This is a genomic window from Saccharothrix ecbatanensis (genome assembly GCF_014205015.1).
Lineage (GTDB): Bacteria > Actinomycetota > Actinomycetes > Mycobacteriales > Pseudonocardiaceae > Actinosynnema > Actinosynnema ecbatanense.
In genome coordinates this window covers 4,278,543-4,293,608 of the sequence record NZ_JACHMO010000001.1, presented here as the reverse complement: position 1 = coordinate 4,293,608, position 15,066 = coordinate 4,278,543, and the positions used below count along the sequence as shown (strand labels likewise).

Here is a 15,066-nt window from a genome sequence, read left to right as displayed (position 1 = left end):
CGAAGGAGACCTCATGTACCAGAAGGCAGGCGTGGCGATGGCCGCCGGCACGACGACGGGGCTGGCGGCGACCGGCGTGAACGTCCTCTGGCTGGTGTTGGCCGGATTCGCGCTGATCGCGGCCGGTTCGGCACTCGCCAGGATCGCCCCTCGCTTCAGCCGTGGCGACAAGCTGGACTGACCGACTGGACCGACCGACTGGCCGACGGCAACCACCCGACGACCTGGTCCACTCCTTTGTGCCCCCAATGCGTCATATGACGCACGTCGCCGACCCTCCACGCGGTAGAACTGACGCGGGGACATGAACCGGTGTGGGGGTGGGATGTCTGCGAGGTTCGCGCCGCTGACGGCCGATGATCCGGACGAGGTCGGTGGGTACGCGCTCCGGGCGCGGATCGGCGTGGGTGGGATGGGCCGGGTGTACCTCGCGTTCACCCCTGGCGGCCGGGCGCTCGCGCTCAAGGTCATCCGGCCGGAGCACGCGGAGGACGAGGAGTTCCGCCGCCGTTTCCGGCAGGAGGTCGACGCGGCCCAACGCGTCCAAGGCCTCTACACCGCGCCGGTCGTCGACGCCGACAGCGAGGCGCCGATCCCCTGGCTGGCCACCGCTTACGTGCCGGGTCCGTCCCTGCGCCAGGCGGTCGCCGAGCACGGTCCGCTCCCGTTGGCCACGGTGTTCCGGCTCATTGCGGGGGTCGCCGAAGGGCTGACCGCAGTGCACGCCTGCGGCCTCATCCACCGCGACCTCACCCCGGCCAACGTGCTGCTCGCCGACGACGGCCCTCGCGTCATCGACTTCGGCATCGCGCACGCCGCCGCGGCGACGTCGCTCACCCGGACCGGCATGAAGATCGGCACGCCCGCGCTGATGGCGCCCGAGCAGGTTCAAGGCCGTTCGGCGACGCCGGCCACCGACGTGTTCGCGCTGGGTCAGCTCGCCGTCTTCGCCGCCACCGGGCACACCGCGTTCGGCGAGGGCAACCAGGACGCGCTGTTCTACCGGATCCGCAACGAGCCGCCGGACCTGGACGACTGCCCGGCGGAGTTGCGCGCGATCGCTTCGCGCTGCTTGGAGAAAGATCCGGACAAGCGGCCCCCGCTCACCGAGGTGATGGCGTACGCGAGGGAGCAGACCGAAGGCCAGACCATGCGGTTGGCGGCGGGGTCGTGGCTGCCCACCGACGTCGCCACCTCACTCACCGACTACGGCACCGCGTCGTACGACGCCAAGACCGTCGCCAAGCCGCCGAAGCCCAAGACCGCGGTCCTGTCCGCAGGCAAGCCGTTGTCGACCGGCAAGCTGTCGTCGACTGGCAAGGTGTCGTCGACGCTCAAGAACACGACGACCAGGTCCGGCGCCGCCGGTCTGGTCCTGTTCGTCGCGTTCCTGGCGTTCCTGGTCATCGGCCCCGGCAAGGTGATCGACTCGGTGGCCGGGATGTTCGCGACTTCGACCACGCGGACCACGACGCCGACAGCCGTCGGCAAGTCGGCGGACCCGGTGAGGACGACGACCAAGCGCGTCGCCGCGAAGACCACCACGAGAACTACGACGACGACCAAGCGCTTCGACCCGAGCAGCCTGAACGACAAGTCCACGGACAAGACCCCGCAGACCACCTCCGCCCTGTTGGCGGACGAGTTCACCGACTCCGGCGGTCGGACCTTCACGTTCGAGGCGGGCAGCCACCGCGAGTCGTGCATCGCGCCCGCCCAGACCGACGACGTCGAGGGCATCCTCAACCGGAACGGCTGCATCGGCGCGACCACCGGCGCCTTCGTGAGCTCGGACGGGAAGATCCTGGTCAGCGTGAAGGTCCTGGAGTTCGCCAACAACACGATCGCGGACAACGTCTACGAGGCGCTGAAGGATCTTCGCAGTGAGGACCTCGGCATCGTCTGCCCGAAGACCGGAGCCGGCTCGGAACCGTGCGAGGCGAACCACGACTCGATGAACAACGGGTGGAAGGGGCGGAAGCACCGCTACGTGATCAGCGTGGTCGCCACGTACACGGGCGCGAACGGCTCCAAGGAGGCACTGACCGCGGCGGCCGAGGAGGGCTATGACAGCGCGGGGCCGCACAACTACTCCGGCAACCGGTGAGCCAGGCCGTCCGCAAGGATTTCGAAACTCCACCGAAAGTATTCGCTCTTGCCTGGCGGTATCGGCTCCGTCGATGGATGACCTTCGCCGGGCAAGAGGTGAATCGTTGCAGTTCAGCGGTTCGATTGTGTTTCGCAGGAATCTCGATAGTGTCGGACTCGTGAGTCGATCGCGATGGGCGGGCATCACCGCCACCGGCGGGATGTCGCCGCCGACGGCAGTCAGGGTCCTGGAGCGCGAGTGCCACGCGGGCCGTGCGTCGAAGGGCTGGATGCGGGAGCCGCAGCCCGTTCACCGCACCGCGCCGCTGGTGGAGCTCGTGTTCCCGGCCCTGAACACCGCGTGGGCCATGGAGGTGATGTGCGGGGTCGTGGCCTCCGGGTTGGACGTCGTGATGTCGACGGCGGCCGGTCGTGGCACGTCGTGGGCCGTCGACCTGGTCAAGGCCCGGCGTGCCGGCGTGCTGCTGGTGGGGTGCCCGATCAGCGCCGCCGAGCGGACCGCGCTCGCCCGCGCCGGGATGCCGCTGGTGCACATCGACCCGGTCGACGCGGCCACGCCGGACCTGCTGAGCGTCGCCGCCACCAACCGGGCGGGCGGCGTGACGGCCACCAAGCACCTCTTGTCCCTCGGTCACCGCCGGATCGGTTTCGTCGGCGGCCCGCGCGACGTGCTGTGCAGCCGCGCCCGCCAGGACGGCTACCGCTCCGCCCTCGACCGCGCCGGCATCGCGTTCGATCCCGCGTTGGTGCGCCACGGAGACTTCACCCGTGAGGGCGGGTGCCGGGAGGCCCACGAGTTGCTGCGCCTGCCGAATCGCCCCACGGCGGTCTTCGCGGCCAACGACGAGCAGGCCCTCGGCGTGATCGAGGCGGCCCGTTTCGAGGGCCTGTCGGTGCCGGACGACCTGAGCGTCATCGGCTTCGACGACCTGCCGACGGCCTGGCGCTCCTCACCCGCCCTCAGCACCGTCCGCCAGCCGCTCGCCGAGATGGGCCGGCAGGCGGGCTGGATGCTGGTCGACCTGATCGCCGGACACCCGCCGGCCACGGACCAGGTCGAGCTGGCCACCGAGCTCGTCGTCCGGTCATCGACGATGCAACCGCCTCTCCCGGTGACCTGACGCCGTTGTCGCGCAACCCGAAAACTTGACCACACGGGGCACTGGCGTCCACGGTGGATCGACACCACACGTTCCGATGGCGCTGATCCACGCCGTGATCGAGGAGAGCGGGACTGCGTGAAAGCCCTACTGCCGGTGCGGATCATGGTGGACAACCCGCGGATCAGGCCGGTTCTGCTGTGGTCGTTCCTGGCGCGACTGCCGTTGGGCATGGTGTTCGAGGCGTTGCTGTTCGGCGTGCAGAAGGCGACCGGTTCCCTGCAACTCGCGGGTGTCGTGACGGCGACCGCCGCGGTGAGCACCGCCGTCGGCGCGCCGGTGCAGGGCCGGATGCTGGACCGTTTCGACAAGAAGCGGGTGGTCCGCTGGTTCGCCGTGGCGCAGGTGCTGAGCCTGGCCGCGCTGAGCGTGGTGACGGCGTGGGACCGACTGCCCGAAACCGTCCTGATCGTGCTGGCCGTGGCGGTCGGGTTCACCATTCCCGCGTTATCGGCCATGACCAGGCTGGTGCTCAAGAACGGCACCGCGGCCGGTGATCTCAACGCCGCCTTCAGCCTCGACGCGACCACGCTGGAGTTCATCTTCATCATCGGCCCCGCGATCGCCGCGTGGGGTGTCGTGGTGGCCGGTCCGTCGGCCGTTTTCGGGGCCAGCGCGGTATGTGTGCTGGCGGGCACCGCGTTCTTCCTGCTCTCCGCCGACAACTCCTGGTTCACCACCGGCGTCTCGTCGGAGGCGGGGGAGTCCTCGGGGGAGAAGGCCGGCCGCAAGCGGGTCCGACCTGGCCGCGCGGTGGCGTGGTTCGTGCCGTCGATTGTGCTGTGCGCCATTCCGCTGGGCGTGGCGGAAGCCGGTCTGATCCAGCTGACGGTCGAGCGCGGCGACTCGATCGCGCCGGTCGGCATCGTGCTGTCGCTGCTCGGCGTCGGCAGCCTGGTCGGTGGTCTGGTCTTCGCCGCGGTGCGGTGGAACGCGAAGCTGAGCGTGCAGTTCGTGCTGTTGTCCGTGGCGCACTTCGGCATCCTCGCCCTGCTCATCACCCGGCCGAACTACGTGGTGGCGGGCGTGATCGTGACGCTGGCCGGTTTGTTCGTGGTGCCGTTGCTGAGCTTGACCAGCCAGCTGCTCGACCGCCTCAGCCCACCCGAGGCGTGGTCGGAGTCGCAGAGCTGGGGCGGAGCGGGCAACACCGCCGGTTCCGCCATCGGGCTCACGCTCGGCGGCGTGGTCGCGGGGGTCAGCGGCTCGCTCGCCGGGTTCGTGGTCGCGGTGGTGATCGCCGTCGTCGGCATCGTGGTCGCACTGCCCGCGTTCCGCGGGGGCCAGGACCTCAGCGGCACGGTGGTCACGCCCGAGAAGGTCGAACTGCCGTAACCCGGTCCCGCCGGCGAGACCGGGTTCAGCGGGTTCAGCGGGTGTGCGGGACCGGCGGCCCCGCACACCCCTCGCGGTCCGATCAGCCGGTGACGTAGAGCGCCCGGTTGAAGGTGCCCGACCCGGCCGCGCTCTCGCCGAGCAGCCGGTAGGCGCCGGTCAGCGTGGCGGTGGTGGGGCACGGCGAGCTGCCGCTGGTCAACCTGAGGCTCGCGCCCGAGAGCGACGCCTGCGCGTCCGCGACCGACGTGACCGGGCGGTTGGCGTTGTCCTTGTTGTAGAGGTTGCCGGTGATGCTGTTGTTCGCGCCCGAGCCGACGAAGTAGCACGTGATCCGGACGCCCAGCCAGTTGGAGGAGTCGACCCTCGCGGAGACGTTGGTCAACGTGATCGTGCCGTCACGGCCGCCCGCCACCGGGGCGTACGTGACGTTGCCGCCGCTCCACGGCAGGGTGGCCGGCGCGATGGTGGTCCGGCCGCCCTGGTCGTTCGGGCACGAGCCGTTGGTCGAGCTGCTGTCGCTGAACGACAGGGCGGACACGCTCAATGCGGTCCCGTCGGACCGCACCGACGCGGTCAGCGTCGAACGGTTGCAGGTGGCGTTGCCCGCGGAGCTGGCGAACCGCACGGTGGACGAGATCAGAGTGCCCCTGACGTTGCCCGAATAGGCCGCCCCGGTCGCCGAATCACTGCGAATGGTGGTCCCGGCGGCGCTCGCGGCCGGTGCGATCAGGGCGACAGTGGCGAGCAGGGAAAGCCCGGTCAACCCGAAGGTGGCAATCTTCCTCATCGAAGAGCTCCTTTCGTCATCCCCGTTGGGGTGCAGGGAACTCATATAGAAACAGTCATGTTTCTAATATGTCAAGAAGTGCTCGCATCGGTGACTTTCGGCTCACTGGATCGAAACTCGAATACGGCCGTAAGGTCGCTAAACGCCGCCGAACCGGTGGTGTGCGAACCGCGCTGGTGGCGGTGAGTAGGCGCTAGGAAACCGACTTCGGCAGGGTCTTGGCCCGCTCGTCGGCGGCCCGCTTGTGGCCGAGGAACGGCACCAGCACGTTGTAGAGCAGGTCGGGGAGCAGGTCTGGCAGGCGGTCGGCCTCACCACGCGACACCCGGTTGTAGATCACCTGGAGCACCGCGCCCACGATCGTCTCGGCCGTCAACTCCGGCCCGATCGGCGTCTCCGGCAGCCCCTGCGAGGCCTGCACGATCCGGTCGGTCAACGCGCTGAGCACCTCACGGCGCCGTTGCAGCGCCTCCGGGCCGGCGGACAGCACCTCGACGATCACCATCCGCGCCACGGCCGGGTCCTCGGCCAGCACGCGCAGGCAGCACTCCAGGCCCGCGCGGGCGGCTTCCACGAAGTCGTCGTGGCCGCTGTAGGCGCGGACGACCTCGGCCGTGATCCGCCCGACCGCGCTGTCGAACGCCGCCAGGAACGCGTCTTCCTTGCTGGAGTGGTGTTCGTAGAACGTCCGCCGCGAGACGCCCGCCAACTTGATGATGGAATCCACCGAGGTGTTGGCGTAGCCGTTCTCGCTGACCGCTCCGGCCAACGCCGTCAGGATGCGCTCACGCTGGTTGCCCGCCACGAAGTCACTGCCGAGGCCGTGCCTTCCGGGCGGTAACTGGTGCGGTTTCCGTGACTTGTCGCCCACGTTCCTCGTTGACTGGTCGAGATCGGCTCAGATCGGACCGCCTGATGCTAGTGGACCTCCTACCTGGTGTGTGCCCAATGCAAGAAGTGATACATGACGACACCGTTGCCGTGTTCATCCGAGCGGTGGACGACCTCCACCGCCGGTTCGACCGAGTGGGCCGCGGCAGGTGCGACGAACGCTTCGCCGCCATCGTCGCCTCGGTCGTGGACTGGCTCGCCGACCACCCGGACCAGGCCAGGCTGTACTGGTGCGACTGGGGGACGACCGCCGACCCGCGCCTGCGCGGCGCCGTCCTGCAAGCCCGCCGCCGGCTGACCGAGTTCGCACTGGGACACCTGGGGCCCGGCTCGCAGACCGCCCGACGGGAGGTCAGCCTCGAATACCTGGTCGGCCTCATCCGCCAAGTGGTCGACGAGGAACTGCAGAAGCCGTCCGTCGACCTGGCCCGCCTGACCGACCGCCTCTCCCGCCTGTCGCCTCTGCTACCAATGCACGATGACTGACGCCACCGAGGTCCGCGCCCGGCTGCGCCATGTCCGCTGGATCGGAGGTGGCAGCGGTGCGGGGAAGTCGACCATCGCCCGTCGGCTGGCGGATCGGCACGGGCTGCGCCTCTACTCGACGGACGACGCGATGTCGGACCACGTCGGTCGGTGCACGCCCGAAGAAGCACCGTTCCTGCAGGAGTTCCTGGTCATGGGCATGGACGAGCGGTGGGCGGACCGTTCGCCGGAGACCATGCTCAAGACGTTCCACTGGTTCGAGGGCGAGGGATTTCACCTCATCGTGGAAGACCTCCTCCGCCTTCCGGAGCAACCCGGTGTGGTCGTGGAGGGCTTCCGGCTCCTGCCGCACCTCGTCGCGCCCTACCTCACCCACGCGGACCAAGCCGTGTGGCTCCTCCCGACCCCCGACTTCCGCCGGACCGCGTTCGACAGCCGCGGCACGCTGTGGGACATCCCCCGCCGGACCGGTGATCCGGAACGGGCCCTCGCCAACCTGCTCGACCGCGATCGCATGTTCACCGAACGCCTTCGCGGGGACGCGGAACGGCTCGCCTTGCCCGTGATCGAGGTCGACACCGGGATGACCGAGGACGACCTGGTGGAACGGGTGGCGCGGACGTTGCGCGCGTAGGTCGACCGGCACGTCGAGCGGCGAATGTTCCCGACCGTCCACGCGATCGCGCGTGTCCGGTCCATACTCGGGGTCATGATCGAGATCGCTTCGATGGCGGGGTACATCACCGCACACGGGGTCTGGTGCGTGTCCGAGGGCGAGACGCTCATCCCGATCCTCGCCTACGAACTCCCCGACGGCGAACGCGTCCTGGAACGCATCCAAGCCGATGACCTCAAGGACGCGGCCGCCGCCGCCCAGCACGCCCTGGAGACCAACGAAGCGGGCGCGGTCCGGGCCGTGCTCGTCGTGGACGCCTTCGTGAACTTCCAGTGGGGGCGCAGCGACGCGCTGGCGGTCGAGGCGGTCGAGTACGGCCTGACACCGTGGTCGATGGACCTGGCCGTGCCCTACCAACCGCTCACCGACTCGACCGCGTTCGAGGTGTACGGCCCGACGTTCTTCGACGTCACGGGCGGCCTGGACAACGTGAACGTCGCCCCGGTCGCCGACTCGTTCTTCGACGGCGCCGAATCCCACACCGACGCCTGGGCCGTGTGGAAAGCCCACCAGGTCGTCTGACCGGGGGCACTGCCCGGTCAGACGAAGGTGAACATGCGCGTACCCGGCGTCAGCGGTCGGGGGTCGGCGTCGAGTCGGTTCATCCCGACCCTGAACGGGTGTCGCGCGGGGCGGGTGAACGACAGCTCGGTGAACCCGTGGTCGGTGAACCAGGACCGGACGTCCTGGCTGGGGTCGTGGCCGGTGCTCCGGCCCGCCCGGGTCCAGATCACGATGCCGCCCGGGGCCAGCAAGCCCGGCAGGGTGGCCACGGTCCGCCGCACGTCGTCCGCCGTGATGTTGCCGAAAACGCCACACGCCAAGAGCACGTGCGCCGGCGGCAGGCCGAGGTAGGTGTCGGTCGCGCCCGCATCGGCCGTCCGCACCCGGACCCCGGGCAACCCCAGGTCGTCGGCCGTCGTGCGGGCGCGCTGGGACAGGGTGGGGTCGAGTTCGATCAGGCACGCCCTCACCTGACCGCCGCCGTCCTGCTCGGCCAGCACGGGGAGGACGTCACGCCCGTCCCCGGCGCAGATGCTGATCAAACTCCGGCTGCCGCCCTCGTCGCACGGCGCCTCGACCAACGCCCGCCGCAGATCCCGTCGCACCACCGCGAGCCTGCCCGACAGCGAGGAGTCGGAAGCGTCGTACTGGTGATGCCATTCAAGCCAGTCCGTGGTCATCCACCCATACTGGACGAGTGGTGGACACCAAGTGGGATGGCGACGAGTACCAGCGCCGGTTCGACGAGCTGGCCAAGAGCGGCACCGACGTCCACGGTGAGGCGAACTTCGTCCGGGCCTACGGGCCGACCAGCGTGCTGGACGCCGGCTGCGGCACCGGGCGGGTCGCGATCGAGTTGGCCGGGCACGGGATCGAGGTGGTCGGGGCGGACGTCGACGCGTCCATGCTGGCGACCGCGCGCCGACTGGACCCGACCATCACCTGGGTGGAGTCCGACCTCGCCGAACTCGACCTCGGCCGGGTCTTCGACGTCGTGGTCATGGCGGGCAACGTCCCCCTGTTCACCCCGCCCGGCACCCAGCACGCCCTGGTCGCCGGTGTGGCGCGGCACGTCGGCCGGCTGCTGATCGCCGGGTTCAGCCTCGACCGCGGGTACACCGTGGCCGACTACGACGCGCACGCTGAAGCGGCCGGGCTGCGGCTGGTCGAGCGGTTCTCGACCTGGGACCGCGAGCCGTTCACCGGCGGCGACTACGCGGTGTCCGTCCACAGTGGTGGCGTGCCCGCGAACTGAGAGCAACGATCTTCGGGCTGGTTCGTTAGATCCGCTGCGTGCCCAAGCACGCCGGACGAACCGGAGGTACCCGATGCGCCTCGTGCCCGCACTCGCCGTGGCCGCACTGACGGTGGCCGCACTCACCGTGGCCGCTCCTGAGGCGGGCGCTCACCCCGCGCCCGAGCACGTCTGCGTCGCGAGCGTGCCGGAGACCGATCCGCTCGAACCCGGACCGGTGCGCATCTGCGTCAGCGTGTTCAAGCCCGCCACCGCCTCGCGGGACGACCGGGCGCCCGTCCTGCTGCACAGCCACGGCTGGGGCGGCACCCGCACGTCCGCGCCCGGTTCGTTCCAGCGGTACCTGGACGCGGGTTTCGGCGTGGTCAGCATCGACCAGCGCGGCTTCGGCGAGAGCGGCGGCAAGGCGCACGTGGAGGACCCGGCGTTCGAGGGTGAGGACGTCATCCGGGTGATCGACCACGTCGCGTCGCTGGACTGGGTGCGCAAGAACGGCCCGAACGACCCGGTCCTCGGCGCGATCGGCGGCTCCTACGGCGGCGGCTACCAGTTCGTCGGCGCGTTCACCGAGATCATGAAGACCGGCCGGACCCGGTTCGACGCGCTGGCCCCGCAGATCACGTGGCACTCCCTGAACGACAGCCTCGCCCCACGCGAGGTCGTGCGCACAACGTGGGTCACCGCCCTGTACGCCGCCGGCCTCGACGCGCACACCACGACGGTGCACACCGGCTACGCCGAAGGCCTGGTCACCGGTGACTGGCCGGCCGCGATGGACGAGTTCTTCCGCGACAACGGCCCGGCGCACCACGTCGCCGCGGGTCGGCGGCTGGACGTCCCGGTGTTGCTGCGCCAGGGCGTCAGCGACAACCTGTTCCCGCTGGACCAGGCGATCGACAACTTCGACCGGGCGCTGACCACGCGTGCCCGCGCGAACAGCCTGCTCGTCGGCTACAACGGCGGCCACGCGCTGCCCAGCGTCCTCCCGCCCGGTTACGCCGTCGCGGGTGACGCCTGCTCCGCCAAGCTCGGCGGCTCCGGCTCCGGCTACGACGAACTGGAACTGCGGTTCCTGTCCGAGAACCTGCTGGGCACGCCGCGCACGCTGACCGGCCACGGCCGCTACCACCTCATGACCGCCGAGGGCGGCTGCGTCAGCGTGGACTCCGTCAAGCCGACCACCGCCGTCGCCCTGCCGGACATCGTGACCACGGCAGGTGTCGGCGTGCCACAGGCGATCAAGATCGCGAACGGCCCGCTCACGATCGCCGGGTCACCCTCGCTGGACGCCCTGGTCACCACGCTCGGCCTGGACAGCCGCGCGTTCTTCGCGCTCAGCGTCGGCACGTCCCCTGTGGACGCGAAGGTCGTGCAGAACAACGTGCTGCCACACCGTGAGAAGGGCCTGAACCTCGGTGCCCGTCGGACGATCGAGTTGCCGTCGGTCGCCACCACGGTCCCGGCCGGTCAGTCGCTGTTCCTGACCGTGAGCGCGCTGTCGGACATGTTCGTCCTGCACGGCAGCCGCACGCCAGGCGTGATGGTGTTGCGTGACGTCACGGTGCGCCTGCCGGTCGTGCGGTGAGCGTCAGGCCTTGGCCGAACGGCGCGACCGGACCCGGCGGGTGATCAGGAAGGCGCCACCGGCCAGCACCAAGCCCAGGACGATCCACGGCGCTTCCCGGAACGGCCACACCGAGTGGACGGTTCGCACGACGGTCACGACCGCGCGGTGGTGGCCGTCGGTCGCGGCACGGGTCATGCGGATGTCGTCGGTGATGTTCTTCGGCCGGAACTCGGCGTCGTAGCGGGTCAGGAAACGCGGGCCGGTCAACCCGGCGGACAGCACCGGGTACTGCGGGTCCGGCTTCACCTCGCCCGCGAACGTCAGTTCGGGAGCGGTGCCCGCGGGCGCCGGGTTGCTGACGTCCATCCGGTGGTCGGCCAGCACGTACAGGCGCAGCGGCTGCCGGCTCTCGGCCGTGGCGGACAGGCGCATCGGGTAGACCGGCGTGTCGGTCTCGAACGCCAGCCGCATCGGCGGCAGCCCGTCGGACAGGCTGCCGGACGTGGGGGACAGGCGCACCGCGACGACGAGCCAGCCCTCCGCGAGGTACGGCGAGAGCGCGCCGCCGAGGGCGGTCGGCAGGGTGAAGTCGTGGTCTCCCAACCACTGCGTCACGGCGGTGGCGTCGGTCCCGGCGAGCTGGGCTACCTCGTACGGCCCGACCTCGACGTGGTCGACGACCGTGGCGCCACGCCCGTCCCCCGGCGCGGCGCCGCTGCCGTCCCCGTAGACCGTCACGGTCCGCACCTCGACGTCCGGGCGGCTGATCCGGTCGAGTTCGGTGAACAGCTCCCCGTCCGCGATCTCGAACCGGGCGCGCGCGGGAACCGGCATCAGGAACGCCGCCTGGGTCGCCTCGGACTGGGCCTGCACCGACAGGGTGATCGACTCGGTGCGGCCGGTCAGCTCCACCAGCGCGGTCTCCTGCTGCGCGCTCAGCTTCTCGTTGGCGACGAACGCCCCGCAGGCGCACGCGCCGGACATCGCGGGATCAACTGCCACCATCGTGACGGCGAGCGCCGCCACCACCGCCATCCGGGTTGCCACCCGACCGATTGCCATGATCCGTCGGACGCGGTCACCGACGCTCCGGTTCCGCCATTCGAGGGACTTCACCGCCGTTCGGCGTACTTCACCGCTGTTCGGCCTGCTTCACCGCCTCCCGACGCGCCGCGGGGTGGCTGGGGGCTGTTCGCAGATGGCCCCGGTGATCGTGTCCTTGATCGCGAGCGCGGCGCCGGACCGGGCCCACTCGCTGAAGTCGAACGGCTGCACGTCCAGTTCGATCAGGTCCGGATCGTCCTCGTAGGTGTCCTCGATGCCGTCGTGCACGAACCGGGACGACACCTCGTACAGCGGCAGGCCCTCGCCGGTGAGCAGCACTTTCTGCGGGTCGATGACGTTGGCGACGGTGCCGATGAGCACGCCGAGTGCGTAGCCGGCGTCGTCGAACACCCGCTTTGCCTGCGGGTCGCCGGCGCGGACCCGGTCCAGCGCCTCTTCGTAGGTGGGGTTGCCGGACAGCCTGCGCATCATCACCAGCTCCATGAGGTAGCTGGAGATGCAGCCGCGGCGACCGCAGCCGCACTGCGGTCCGTTGGAGTCGACCAGGGTGTGGCTGAAGTGGGGGTGCAGGCCGTGCGCGCCCCGCACGAGCCGGCCGTCCACGATCAGCCCGGTGCCGACGCCCGCGCCGACGGTGATCACCGCCATCGACGTCAGTCCGGCGCCGGGGCCGAACCAGTGTTCGGCGGCGGTGAGCGCCTGCACGTCGTTGTCGACCGAGGTGGGGACGCCGGTGGCGCGGGTCAGCGCCGTCTTGAGCGGCACGTCGGTCCAGTGCAGGAACTCGTGGCGCGCGACCAGTCCGTCGAGGACGATCCCGCCGAGCGTCACGCCGATGCCGGTGATGCCCGGGAAGCGGGCCGCGACCTTGGCGATCTGGGTGACGACCTCGTCCGGGTCGTGGGAGCGCAGCGGCTCGTCGGTGGTGTCCAGCGGGGTCGCGGTCAGGTCGGTGACCGTGGCGAAGAGCCGTTCGGCGGTCAGCTTCACGCCGAGGAAGCGGTGGGCCTCGCCCCGCACGTGGAGCATCTCCGAAGGGCGGCCGGCCGACGGCCCCGGCTTGGTCTCGCCCTCGATCAGCAGGCCCTGCGACACCAGGGCTTTGGTCAACCTGGTGAGGGTCGGCCGGGACAGGCGCAACCGGGCGGCGATCTCCGCGCGGGACAGGGGACCGTGGATCAACACCTCCAGCAGGACGTCCCGCTCGACCTCGGGCAGGTTCGGCCACGACGACGTGGCGTGGGGTGTTGTCATCGACCTCGGCACTCCTGCACCTAGAGCTCACCTCGACGGTTTCCGGGATCGCTCCCAGACCTATGACCCGCTGACTGATTACGCAACGCTACACATCCCGAAGGGCTTGGTGGCCCTGTCGGTTCACTCGACACGGAACCCTCCTTCAGTTGACCTGGCCGCCCGAACGCCGTGCCGCCGCGAATGGACCTCGGCGGATCGGCTGCAAGGACGAATGGATTCGCTCCATCGGCGGTAGTGGGATTCGGATAACGATACTGGTCAGACCGTTGTGAGGGTAGATCTTGACTTCGCGCTGAGGGCCGCCGTACCGTGGGCGCTTAAGTTCCACAGAGAAACTAATGGCGCTCGACACCGGGTGCCACCTCGTCACCGACCGTGCTGCACACAGTCCGGTCGGCCGAGTGCCGCTCCCTGTTGATGTCGAGTGGTCATCACTTACCGACACCAGGACTGGGAGCGCTCCCAGGTGGAACGGATCGTCGGTCAACATCTGTGTCGACTCAATGAGGTGTCGAAAGAGCATGACTAGAAAAGCAATCGCCATGATCGGTGCCGCGCTGCTCATCGTCGCGGGCTTCGGGGTGACGGCCCTGTCCCAAGCCCAGGCGGCGGTGGGCCTGCACATCAGCGGCACCAAGATCGTCGAGGCCAACGGGCAGCCGTTCGTGATGCGCGGCGTCAACCACCCGCACGTCTGGTACACCGGTCGGACGAACTCGTTCGCCGACGTGAAGGCGTTGGGCTCCAACACCGTTCGGGTCGTCCTGGGCACCGGCAAGCGGTGGGGGCCGTCCACCGACACGGCCGAAGTGATCGCGCTGTGCAAGAAGCACAAGATGATCTGCGTGCTGGAGGTGCACGACACCACCGGTTACGGCGAGGAAGGCGCCGCCGCGTCCCTGGATGAGGCGGCGAACTACTGGATCAGCCAGAAGAGCGCGCTGGTCGGCCAGGAGGACTACGTCGTCATCAACATCGGCAACGAGCCGATCGGGAACGTCAACGCCGCGCAGTGGACCGACGCGACGGCCAACGCGGTCAAGAAGATGCGGGCCAACGGGTTCCAGCACCTGCTGATGGTCGACGGGCCGAACTGGGGCCAGGACTGGCAGCACATCATGAAGGCCAACGCGCAGACGATCCTCGACGCGGACAGCCAGAAGAACACCGTGCTGTCGATCCACATGTACTCGGTGTACAGCTCGGCGTCCACCATCGTGGACTACCTGAACCACTTCCAGACCAACAACTGGCCGCTCGTCATCGGCGAGTTCGGCTGGAAGTTCGCCTCGGGCGAGGTGGACCACGAGACGATCCTGGCGGAGTCGGAGAAGCGCGGCCTCGGTTACCTGGCCTGGTCGTGGAGCGGCAACTCCGACCCGATCCTGGACATGGCCACCGACTTCGACCCGAACCGGCTCACCACGTGGGGTGAGCGCATCTTCAACGGCGCCAACGGAATCAAGGCGACCGCGAAGGAAGCCTCCATCTTCGGCGGCCCCACGTCGACCACCACGACCACTACGACGACCACCACGACTACGACAACCACGACGCCGACGACCACCACCACGACCCCTGGCGGCCTCCGCTGCACCGCCGCGTACACGGTCACCAACCAGTGGCAGGGCGGCTTCCAGGGCGAGGTCCGGGTCACGGCGGGTACGTCGGCGATCAAGGGCTGGACGGTCACCTGGACGTACGCCGACGGCCAGACCGTGAACCACGCCTGGAACGCCTCGGTCACCAGCACCGGATCGACGGTGACGGCCCGGAACGTGAGCTACAACGGCACTCTCAACGCCGGTTCCAGCACTTCGTTCGGTTTCACGGGTTCGTCGCGCGCCACCAACACCACCCCGACCGCCTCCTGCACCGCGAGCTGATCGATCGTCAACCCGGTCGGGGACGGTGTGCCGCCCCCGACCGGGCTTTCGATCACCGGTCCACGCAGACGACGTCGAGAACGCC

The 15,066-nt window shown here is 69.5% G+C and carries 15 protein-coding genes; 10 read left to right on the top strand and 5 right to left on the bottom strand.

Annotated features, from left to right (window positions below):
- Window positions 1-13: 13 nt before the first annotated feature.
- The 4 genes from F4560_RS17675 to F4560_RS17660 all read left to right on the top strand — a co-directional run bounded on the left by F4560_RS17675 (window position 14) and on the right by F4560_RS17660 (window position 4,604).
- Window positions 14-181 carry a hypothetical protein gene (locus F4560_RS17675; RefSeq protein WP_184921376.1) on the top strand — a complete coding sequence of 56 codons (168 nt, stop codon included), beginning with the start codon at window positions 14-16 and terminating at the stop codon, window positions 179-181.
- 144 nt (window positions 182-325) lie between these two features.
- Window positions 326-2,107 carry a serine/threonine-protein kinase gene (locus tag F4560_RS17670; RefSeq protein ID WP_221483545.1) on the top strand — a complete coding sequence of 594 codons (1,782 nt, stop codon included), beginning with the start codon at window positions 326-328 and terminating at the stop codon, window positions 2,105-2,107.
- Between the two features lie 160 nt (window positions 2,108-2,267).
- Window positions 2,268-3,230: a substrate-binding domain-containing protein gene (locus F4560_RS17665; protein WP_312869343.1), complete on the top strand. Its 963-nt coding sequence runs from the start codon at window positions 2,268-2,270 to the stop codon at window positions 3,228-3,230.
- A gap of 57 nt (window positions 3,231-3,287) precedes the next feature.
- Window positions 3,288-4,604 carry an MFS transporter gene (locus F4560_RS17660; RefSeq protein ID WP_312869855.1) on the top strand — a complete coding sequence of 439 codons (1,317 nt, stop codon included), beginning with the start codon at window positions 3,288-3,290 and terminating at the stop codon, window positions 4,602-4,604.
- Window positions 4,605-4,686: 82 nt separating this feature from the next.
- On the opposite strand, the gene F4560_RS17655 is transcribed toward F4560_RS17660, so the two are convergent.
- Window positions 4,687-5,394 carry a hypothetical protein gene (locus F4560_RS17655; protein ID WP_184921369.1) on the bottom strand — a complete coding sequence of 236 codons (708 nt, stop codon included), beginning with the start codon at window positions 5,392-5,394 and terminating at the stop codon, window positions 4,687-4,689.
- A gap of 193 nt (window positions 5,395-5,587) precedes the next feature.
- Window positions 5,588-6,199, bottom strand: a complete 612-nt coding sequence (locus tag F4560_RS17650; protein WP_184921367.1) for a TetR/AcrR family transcriptional regulator — start codon at window positions 6,197-6,199, stop codon at window positions 5,588-5,590.
- Window positions 6,200-6,375: 176 nt separating this feature from the next.
- On the opposite strand from F4560_RS17650, the gene F4560_RS17645 reads away from it, so the two are divergent.
- The 3 genes from F4560_RS17645 to F4560_RS17635 all read left to right on the top strand — a co-directional run bounded on the left by F4560_RS17645 (window position 6,376) and on the right by F4560_RS17635 (window position 7,969).
- Complete coding sequence (locus F4560_RS17645) at window positions 6,376-6,771, top strand: hypothetical protein (protein ID WP_184921365.1); 396 nt, start codon at window positions 6,376-6,378, stop codon at window positions 6,769-6,771.
- The gene (locus F4560_RS17640) at window positions 6,764-7,405 is read left to right on the top strand and encodes a hypothetical protein (protein ID WP_184921363.1); all 642 of its coding nucleotides are present in this window, start codon (window positions 6,764-6,766) and stop codon (window positions 7,403-7,405) included. The genes F4560_RS17645 and F4560_RS17640 overlap by 8 nt, the downstream gene beginning before the upstream one ends.
- A 75-nt stretch (window positions 7,406-7,480) precedes the next feature.
- Complete coding sequence (locus F4560_RS17635; RefSeq protein ID WP_184921361.1) at window positions 7,481-7,969, top strand: hypothetical protein; 489 nt, start codon at window positions 7,481-7,483, stop codon at window positions 7,967-7,969.
- A gap of 17 nt (window positions 7,970-7,986) precedes the next feature.
- On the opposite strand, the gene F4560_RS17630 is transcribed toward F4560_RS17635, so the two are convergent.
- Window positions 7,987-8,631: a class I SAM-dependent methyltransferase gene (locus tag F4560_RS17630; RefSeq protein WP_184921359.1), complete on the bottom strand. Its 645-nt coding sequence runs from the start codon at window positions 8,629-8,631 to the stop codon at window positions 7,987-7,989.
- Window positions 8,632-8,648: 17 nt separating this feature from the next.
- Between F4560_RS17630 and F4560_RS17625 the strand changes: the two genes are divergently transcribed.
- Window positions 8,649-9,206 (top strand): class I SAM-dependent methyltransferase, encoded by a 558-nt coding sequence (locus tag F4560_RS17625; protein ID WP_312869342.1) that lies wholly within the window; start codon window positions 8,649-8,651, stop codon window positions 9,204-9,206.
- Window positions 9,207-9,279: 73 nt separating this feature from the next.
- Window positions 9,280-10,791 (top strand): alpha/beta fold hydrolase, encoded by a 1,512-nt coding sequence (locus F4560_RS17620; protein WP_184921357.1) that lies wholly within the window; start codon window positions 9,280-9,282, stop codon window positions 10,789-10,791.
- A gap of 3 nt (window positions 10,792-10,794) precedes the next feature.
- Here F4560_RS17620 and F4560_RS17615 read toward each other — a convergent pair whose 3' ends face one another.
- Window positions 10,795-11,820, bottom strand: coding sequence for a DUF2330 domain-containing protein (locus F4560_RS17615; protein WP_184921355.1), 1,026 nt, complete (start codon window positions 11,818-11,820; stop codon window positions 10,795-10,797).
- 105 nt (window positions 11,821-11,925) lie between these two features.
- On the bottom strand, window positions 11,926-13,092 hold the full coding sequence (locus F4560_RS17610; protein ID WP_184921354.1) for an ROK family transcriptional regulator: 1,167 nt from the start codon (window positions 13,090-13,092) through the stop codon (window positions 11,926-11,928).
- A gap of 524 nt (window positions 13,093-13,616) precedes the next feature.
- Here F4560_RS17610 and F4560_RS17605 point away from each other — a divergent pair.
- Window positions 13,617-14,981: a cellulase family glycosylhydrolase gene (locus tag F4560_RS17605; RefSeq protein WP_184921352.1), complete on the top strand. Its 1,365-nt coding sequence runs from the start codon at window positions 13,617-13,619 to the stop codon at window positions 14,979-14,981.
- Window positions 14,982-15,066 lie beyond the last annotated feature (85 nt).